Annotated in this window: 5 protein-coding genes and 1 pseudogene; 1 reads left to right on the top strand and 5 read right to left on the bottom strand. The window is 69.7% G+C overall.

All coding sequences use genetic code 11. The annotated features are described in order from the left end of the window. Positions 1–1203 (bottom strand): DEAD/DEAH box helicase (locus IBL25_RS23765; protein ID WP_187780949.1); only part of this gene is annotated, 1203 nt, incomplete at its 3' end. Positions 1204–1506: 303 nt separating this feature from the next. Here IBL25_RS23765 and IBL25_RS23760 point away from each other — a divergent pair. Next, positions 1507–2676, top strand: a complete 1170-nt coding sequence (locus tag IBL25_RS23760; RefSeq protein WP_187780948.1) for a M20 aminoacylase family protein — start codon at positions 1507–1509, stop codon at positions 2674–2676. Here IBL25_RS23760 and IBL25_RS23755 read toward each other — a convergent pair whose 3' ends face one another. The 4 genes and pseudogenes from IBL25_RS23755 to IBL25_RS23740 form a co-directional block, all read right to left on the bottom strand. After that, positions 2677–3048 (bottom strand): DUF779 domain-containing protein, encoded by a 372-nt coding sequence (locus IBL25_RS23755; protein WP_456315885.1) that lies wholly within the window; start codon positions 3046–3048, stop codon positions 2677–2679. 11 nt (positions 3049–3059) lie between these two features. Next, a complete protein-coding gene (adh, locus tag IBL25_RS23750) occupies positions 3060–4577 on the bottom strand; it encodes an aldehyde dehydrogenase (RefSeq protein WP_187780946.1) in 1518 nt (505 codons plus the stop codon). Positions 4578–4659: 82 nt separating this feature from the next. Continuing rightward, positions 4660–5655, bottom strand: coding sequence for a GAF domain-containing protein (locus IBL25_RS23745; RefSeq protein WP_187780945.1), 996 nt, complete (start codon positions 5653–5655; stop codon positions 4660–4662). A 75-nt stretch (positions 5656–5730) separates the two neighbouring features. Then, a pseudogene (locus tag IBL25_RS23740) lies at positions 5731–6319 on the bottom strand (MFS transporter); the annotation flags it as partial.

Genomic DNA, 6319 nt, shown 5'->3' with positions numbered 1-6319 from the left:
GCCACCCGGGCGGCCGCCACGGCCGCGCTGCGGCTGCGGCTTCGGCAGGTTGGCCGCCGCCTCGGCGCGGCCGGCATCGCTGCGGCGGTCCTCGGCCGGGATCTTCATGGCGATCAGCTTCTCGACCGCCTTCAGCTTCACCACCTCATCCGGCGCGCAGAAGGCGATGGCCTCGCCGCTGGCACCCGCACGCGCGGTGCGGCCGATGCGGTGGACATAGGCCTCCGGGGTATCCGGCAGGTCGAACTGGAAGACATGCGTCACGCCATCGACGTCGATGCCACGGCTGGCGATGTCGGTCGCCACCAGGATCGGCGCGCGGCCGGAGCGGAACTCGGACAGTGCCCGCTCACGCTGCCCCTGGCTGCGGTCGCCATGGATGGCATGGGCGCCGATGCCGTCGGCGTTCAGGTGCTTGGCCACGCGGTCGGCGCCATGCTTGGTGCGGGCGAAGACCAGGGCGCGGCCGATGCCGGGCTCACGCAGCATCTCGGACAGCACCACGCGCTTCATGCTGGCATCGAGGTGGATCAGCTTCTGCTCCACCCGCTCGGCGGTGGAGGAGACCGGCGTGACAGAGACCTTGGCCGGGTCCTTCAGCATCTCGCCGGCGATCTTGGCGATCTCGGCGGGCATGGTGGCGGAGAAGAACAGCGTCTGGCGGTTCTTGCTCATCACCGAGGACAGGCGCTTCACCGCCGGCCAGAAGCCGCGGTCCAGCATCTGGTCGGCCTCGTCCAGCACCAGCACCTCGGTGCCCTGCAGCTTGGCGGCGCCGGTCTGCACATGGTCCTGCAGGCGGCCGGGGGTGGCCACCAGAATGTCCACGCCACGGCGCAGCGCATCCACCTGCGGGCGGGCGCCCACGCCGCCGAAGATCACGGCGGTGCTGAGGCCGAGGAAGCGGCCATAGGACTTGATGTTGTCGTGGATCTGCGAGGCCAGCTCACGCGTCGGCGACAGGATCAGCACGCGGCAGCCACCACGCGGCGCCGGGGCCTTGCGGTCCGCCAGGTGGTGCAGGATCGGCAGCGCGAAGGCGGCGGTCTTGCCGGTGCCCGTCTGGGCGATGCCCAGCAGGTCGCGGCCCGCCAGCACATGCGGAATGGCCTGGGCCTGGATCGGGGTCGGGGTCGTATAGCCCTCCTGCGCCAGGGCGCGGAGGATCGGCTCGGCGAGGCCGAGGGAAGCAAAATCGGTCATGCATCATCCAAGGCCGATGCGCGCCATGACGGCCGCACCGGACGGTAGCGGGTCAGGACGCCCCGCGTGGATGGGTCGTACCGGGAAAAGGAAGTCCGGGCGTCTGTGACATGCCCGAAGGTCCTGGCCATGGCTGCCGCAGCTGCGGCACCTTTCACGCGACCAGGACGCGGCCGGATCTCCCGGCTGGGCGTCATATGGGCGCGGCGGGCTCATAACGCAAGTGCGAAGACGGCGCCCTCCCCTTGCGGGCGTCCTTCAAGGGCGGGAAGCTGCCCCGCCCCCACCGCAGAGGAGAGCCGGATGAGCCTGCGCCAGCACCTGGAAGCCCTGACCCCCGAGATGACCGCCTGGCGCCGCGATTTCCACGCGCATCCGGAGCTGGGCTACGAGGAACACCGCACCAGCGCCATCGTGGCCGAGAAGCTGCGGGAATGGGGCATCGAGGTGCATACCGGCCTGGGCGGCACCGGCGTGGTGGGCGTGCTGCGCGGCAAGCGCGGCGGCAACCGCGCCATCGGGCTGCGGGCCGACATGGACGCGCTGCCGATGACGGAAGCCACCGGCCTGCCCCATGCCAGCACCACGCCCGGCCGGATGCATGCCTGCGGCCATGACGGGCATACCTCCATGCTGCTGGGCGCCGCCAAGTACCTGGCCGCGACGCGCGATTTCTCCGGCACCGTGCACCTGATCTTCCAGCCCGCCGAGGAATCGCTCGCCGGCGCCAAGGCCATGATCGACGACGGGCTGTTCGATCGCTTCCCCTGCGATGCCGTCTATGGCCTGCACAACGAGCCCGGCCTGCCGCTGGGCAAGGTTTCTGTTCACGCCGGCACCATGCTGGCGGCGATCGACTATTTCTCCGTGACCGTGCGCGGCAAGGCGACGCATGGCGCCCGGCCGCATCTGGGCGTGGACAGCGTCGTCGCCGCCGCCCAGGTGGTGAGCGCCTTGCAGACCGTGGTGTCCCGCAACACCGACCCGCTGGAAACGGCGGTGATCTCCATTGGCCAGATCCATGGCGGCACCTCCGACATTGTCATCCCGGATGCGGTGGAGCTGCGCGGTTCCGTCCGCACCCTGAAGCCGGAGATCCGGGACGCGATGGAGCCCGCCTTCCGCCGCGTGGTGGAGAACACCGTCGCCGCTTTCGGCGCCACCGCCGATATCGAGTACCGCCGCGCCTATCCGCCCACCATCAACACGCCGCTGGAGACGGAGCGCGCCGCCCTCGCCGTCGCCACGCTGCTGGGCCAGGACGCGGTGCTGCCGGACGAGCCGCCGATCACCGCCGGCGAGGACTTCGCCTTCATGCTGGAGAAGTGCCCGGGCGCCTATGTGATGTTCGGGCAGAACGGCGGCGACAAGGGCGGCACGCCGGTCCACAACATCCATTACGACTTCAACGACGACCTGCTGCCGCTGGGCGCCGGCTACCTCGCCCAGCTGGTGGAGCAGGAGTTGAAGTAACTAGCCCGGCAGGCGGCAGATCTCGCTGCCATCGAAGGCGCGGGAGCGGGTGAGGAAACGCCGCTCCGTGCCATTGTCCAGCGAGAACATGCCGCCGCGCCCTGGCACCACGTCGATGATCAGTTGGGTGTGCTTCCAGGCCTCGTATTGCGCGCCGCCGATATAGACTGGCGCGCCGCCGATCTCGCCCAGCTTCACATCCCGGTCGCCGATGATGAAATCCCCCTGCGGGTAGCACATCGGCGATGACCCGTCGCAACAGCCGCCGGACTGGTGGAAGAGCACCGGACCATGCCGCTGCTGGATTTCCGCCAGCAGCGCCAGGGCGGCGGGAGTGGCGGTGACACGCTCCGGCATGGCCTCCCCGGTCACCGCCGCCTCCATCAGAAGAAGCCCAGCTTCTTGGGCGCGTAGCTGACCAGCATGTTCTTGGTCTGCTGGTAGTGGTCCAGCATCATCCGGTGCGTCTCGCGCCCGATGCCGGACTGCTTGTAACCGCCGAAGGCCGCATGGGCCGGATAGGCGTGGTAGCAGTTGGTCCAGACGCGCCCGGCCTGGATGGCGCGGCCGAAGCGATAGGCGCGCGTGCCATCCCGCGTCCACACGCCGGCGCCGAGGCCGTAGAGCGTGTCATTGGCGATGTGCAGCGCTTCCTCGTCATCCTTGAAGGTGGTGACGGAAACAACCGGCCCGAAGATCTCCTCCTGGAAGATGCGCATGCGGTTATGGCCGCGGAAGACCGTGGGCTTGACGTAATAGCCGCCAGCCAGCTCGCCGCCGAGCATGTTGCGCCCGCCGCCGGTCAGCACCTCGGCGCCTTCCTGCTTGCCGATGTCGATATAGGACAGGATCTTCTCGAGCTGCTCGGAGGAAGCCTGGGCGCCGATCATGGTCTCCGGGTCCAGCGGGTCGCCCTGCTTGATGGATTCAACGCGCTTCAGCGCCTTCTCCATGAAACGGTCGTAGATGCTCTCGTGGATCAGCGCGCGAGAGGGGCAGGTGCAGACCTCGCCCTGGTTCAGCGCGAACATCACGAAGCCCTCGATGGCCTTGTCGAGGAAATCGTCATCCTCCGCCGCCACGTCCTTGAAGAAGATGTTCGGCGACTTGCCGCCCAGCTCCAGCGTGACGGGAATGAGGTTCTGGCTGGCATATTGCATGATCAGCCGGCCCGTCGTCGTCTCGCCCGTGAAGGCGATCTTGGCGATGCGGTTGGACGAGGCCAGCGGCTTGCCCGCCTCCAGCCCGAAGCCGTTGACGATGTTCACCACGCCCGGCGGAAGGATATCCGCCATCAGTTCCGCCAGCACCAGGATGGAGGCGGGCGTCTGCTCGGCCGGCTTCAGCACCACGCAATTGCCGGCGGCCAGGGCGGGCGCCAGCTTCCACACCGCCATCAGGATCGGGAAGTTCCAGGGGATGATCTGCCCGACCACGCCCAGCGGCTCATGGAAGTGGTAGGCAACGGTGTCCTGGTCGATCTCGCTGATCGTGCCTTCCTGCGCCCGCACCACCCCGGCGAAATAACGGAAATGGTCGATGGCCAGCGGCAGGTCGGCCGCCGTGGTCTCGCGGATCGGCTTGCCGTTGTCCCAGGTCTCGGCCCGCGCCAGGCGGTCGAGATTGTCCTCCATGGCCTGGGCCAGCCGGTTCAGCAGCAGCGCGCGCTGGGCCACCGGGGTCTTGCCCCAGGATTCCCTGGCAGCATGGGCGGCATCCAGCGCCAGCTCGATATCCTGCGCGTCCGAGCGTGCGACCTCGCAGAGCTTCTGGCCCGTCACGGGGGAGGTATTCTCGAAGTAGCGGCCCCCGACCGGCTCCACCCATTGGCCGCCGATGAAGTTGCCGTAGCGCTGCTTGAAGATGGTGGCGGGGCTGCCGAGGAATTCCGGCTTGTTCATGGTCGCTCTCCTCCTGCTCGTGCCGTGGAACCGGCATCGTGATGGAAAACAGCATGGAGCGCGGCCCCTGTGCCTGTCAGCGCTATTTGGCCTCCGCGCCGCCGGCACTGTCGCACATCTGCGACAGTCGCAGCCGCGCCAGCTTGCGGTGCAGCGTGGCGCGGCTGACGCCCAGCAACCGCGCCGCCGCCGAGACATTGCCGCCGGCCCGCGCCATGGCGCGCTGGATCACCCCCCGCTCCGCCCAGGCCAGGCTGTCCGGCGAAGGCTCCCGCCCCAGCAGGTCGGCGACGGGGAAAGGCCGCGCCAGTTTCTCGTCGGTCAGGCCATGGGCGAGGCGGGCGGCACGGCTGGCGCCCACCACCAGGTCCTCCCGGTCCACCGCGATCAGCCCGGGCGGGCCAGCCCCCAGTTCCCCCGTCACCAGGATGCGGGCGCCGGCATAGACCTGGCGGAAATGCCGCGCCTCGATCCGCGCGGCGGCCTCCCCGGTGGCGGCGGAGATCAGCTTCAGCAGGCCCGGTGTCAGGTCGGCGCGGCAACTGGAAACATCAAGCGCCCCCATCACTCGCCCCTCGGCATCCCAGATGGGCGCGGCAATGCAGCTCAGCCCGATATTGCGGGTCATGAAATGCTGGTTCCGGTGGATGATCATCGGCCGGCCCTCTGCCAGGGCGGTGCCGACGCCATTGGTGCCCTCGCTCCGCTCGTTCCAGACCGTGCCGGTCCAGAGGCCCTGGGCACGGAACCCGGCGTCATCCCCGGGGCGGCCGCGCCGGTCCAGCGGCACGCCGTCGCGGTCCGTCAGCAACACGCAGCAGCCGGAATCACCCACCACCTGGAACAGGCGGTCCAGCACCTCCCGCGCCTGCACGACGATGGATTCCATGCGTTCGAGGACATGGTCGAATTCCGCCTGCGCCAGCCGCAGCGGCGGCCGCCAATGCTCCGGGTCCAGGCCATGGCGATGAAGGGAGCGGGACCAGGAGGCGGCCACGGCGGACTGCGCGGCGGCGCCCTGGTCGCTCAGCACCGAGTAGATACGGTCGGCGTGTCGTGAGGCGGGCCTGGCCGGCATCGCATCCTCCGTCTCTGCAACAGCCGCACATGCGGTGGCAGTTCAGGCGATTGTCGAGGCCGCCGGCGGGCGAAGTCAATCGGCCCCTGCCTTGCCGCGATGTGACAGCAATAGCAGCGAAAGCAGCGCCGCCAGAGCCACGGCGGCAATGGCGGCCGTCGAGGCCATGCCCCAGGCCGCCAGCAGCAGCCCGAATCCCACCGGCGTCCCCGCCTGCAGGACGCGCCCGGGTGCCGCGATCAGCCCCTGGCGCCCGCCGTAGCCGGCAGGCCCGAAGACGGCCAGGGGCAGCGTGCCCTTGGCGATGGTCTGCATGCCATTGCCGGCACCGAAGAGCAGCACGAAAGCGATGGCCGCCGGCGCCCCGAAGAACAGCAGCGCCAGCCCGCCACAAAGCTGCGCCAGGCAGGCCAGCCGGGCCAGGGCCAGCGGGTGCAGCCGGCGCAGCGGGCCGAATTGCAGCAGCCGCGCCGCCACCTGCGCCGGCCCCATCAGGGAGGCCGCCAGCAGCGCCTGCTCCGCCGTGGCGCCAGAGGCCAGCACCAGGGCCGGCAGATGCGCACCGATGGCGGCGGCAACCACCGTCGCGGCGGCGGAGAAGAAGATCAGCACCGCCATGGCATGCCGGGGCGCCGGCCGCGCCACTTCCCCGGTGGCCGCCGGC

Source organism: Pseudoroseomonas ludipueritiae, from assembly GCF_014490445.1.
In the GTDB taxonomy this organism is placed as follows: domain Bacteria; phylum Pseudomonadota; class Alphaproteobacteria; order Acetobacterales; family Acetobacteraceae; genus Pseudoroseomonas; species Pseudoroseomonas ludipueritiae.
The sequence above is the reverse complement of the archived record's forward strand: the minus strand, read 5'-3'. Positions and strand labels throughout refer to the sequence as shown.